The sequence below is a fragment of the Hymenobacter lapidarius genome, assembly GCF_001816145.1.
Lineage (GTDB): Bacteria > Bacteroidota > Bacteroidia > Cytophagales > Hymenobacteraceae > Hymenobacter > Hymenobacter lapidarius.
Map to the genome: position 1 here is coordinate 1 of NZ_MDZB01000029.1, position 1011 is coordinate 1011.

The following is a 1011-nucleotide window of genomic DNA, read 5'->3' on the forward strand; positions in this document are numbered from 1 at the left end:
TAGAGCGGTTCCCAGGTTACTGTACATGATACCCGCAATGGTCAAACCAATTTTTAGCATCTTGGTGACTTATCCACTCGCTTGCGGTACGGATGGTGGCTTCCAGGGTCTCGCGGGTGCGGGCCTGGGCGGTGCGCAGCCAGGTTTTGAGCTTGCTGAAGGCGAGTTCGATGGGGTTGAAATCGGGCGAGTAGGGCGGCAGGTACAGCAGGCGGGCGCCGTGGGCTTCGACACGTTCGGCCAGGCCGGCCACTTTGTGGGCCGGCAGGTTGTCGAGCACCACCACGTCGCCCGGCACCAGGGTCGGGCCGAGCACTTGGTCGAGGTAGGCGGCAAACACGTCGCCGTTGACGGCCCCGCTCACGGTCATGGCCGCTTGCAAGCCGGTCGTGGTCAGCGCCGCCACCAGCGTCACGTTCGGCCCGCCGTGCAGCGGCGTGGCCTGGGCGGCGCGCCGCCCGCCTTGGGCGCGGGCGTAGCGGCGGCAGTACGTGAGGTTGGTGCTGGTCTCGTCCACGAACTTGAAGCGCGTAAAATCTTCGCGTTGCACCGCCTCGACAAAGGCCGCCCGCAACGCCTTCACGCGGGCGGTGTCGCGTTCGGCGGCGTGGACGCTCTTTTTTTTCGCCGCCAGTCCAGCGCCTGCACGGCCCGGCCCAGGGCCGAGCGGCTCACGGCTGGCCCGCCGACGGCGGCCAGCCAGGTGCGCAACTCGTCCAGCGTGGCATCGGGCGTCTGGCGCAGGCAGTCCCCCAGTTGCGTCCGGGACGCCGCGCCCAGGTGCGGGGCGGGGCCGCGGCCGCCCGCCCGCGCCGCCACGCCGCCGCTTAAGCGCTGGCGGCGCGCCAATTTGGCCACAAACGAGACGGAAACGCTGAATTGGGCCGCCACCGCCGCCTGGCTGGCCCCCGCTTGGCGGGCCGCCATCACCCGCTCACGCAGGTCCTGAGAATACGCTTGCATCCCGGAAAGATAAATCAAAACATGTACGCCAACCTGGGAACCGCTCTA

2 protein-coding genes are annotated in these 1011 nt (G+C 68.4%); both read right to left on the minus strand.

The genetic code is table 11. The annotated features are described in order from the left end of the window. Positions 1–16: 16 nt before the first annotated feature. Positions 17–583 (minus strand): IS630 family transposase, encoded by a 567-nt coding sequence (locus BEN47_RS20570; protein WP_239691460.1) that lies wholly within the window; start codon positions 581–583, stop codon positions 17–19. Continuing rightward, the gene (locus tag BEN47_RS21870) at positions 580–963 is read right to left on the minus strand and encodes a COG3415 family protein (protein WP_070724375.1); all 384 of its coding nucleotides are present in this window, start codon (positions 961–963) and stop codon (positions 580–582) included. Before BEN47_RS21870 ends, BEN47_RS20570 begins: the two co-directional genes overlap by 4 nt. Positions 964–1011 lie beyond the last annotated feature (48 nt).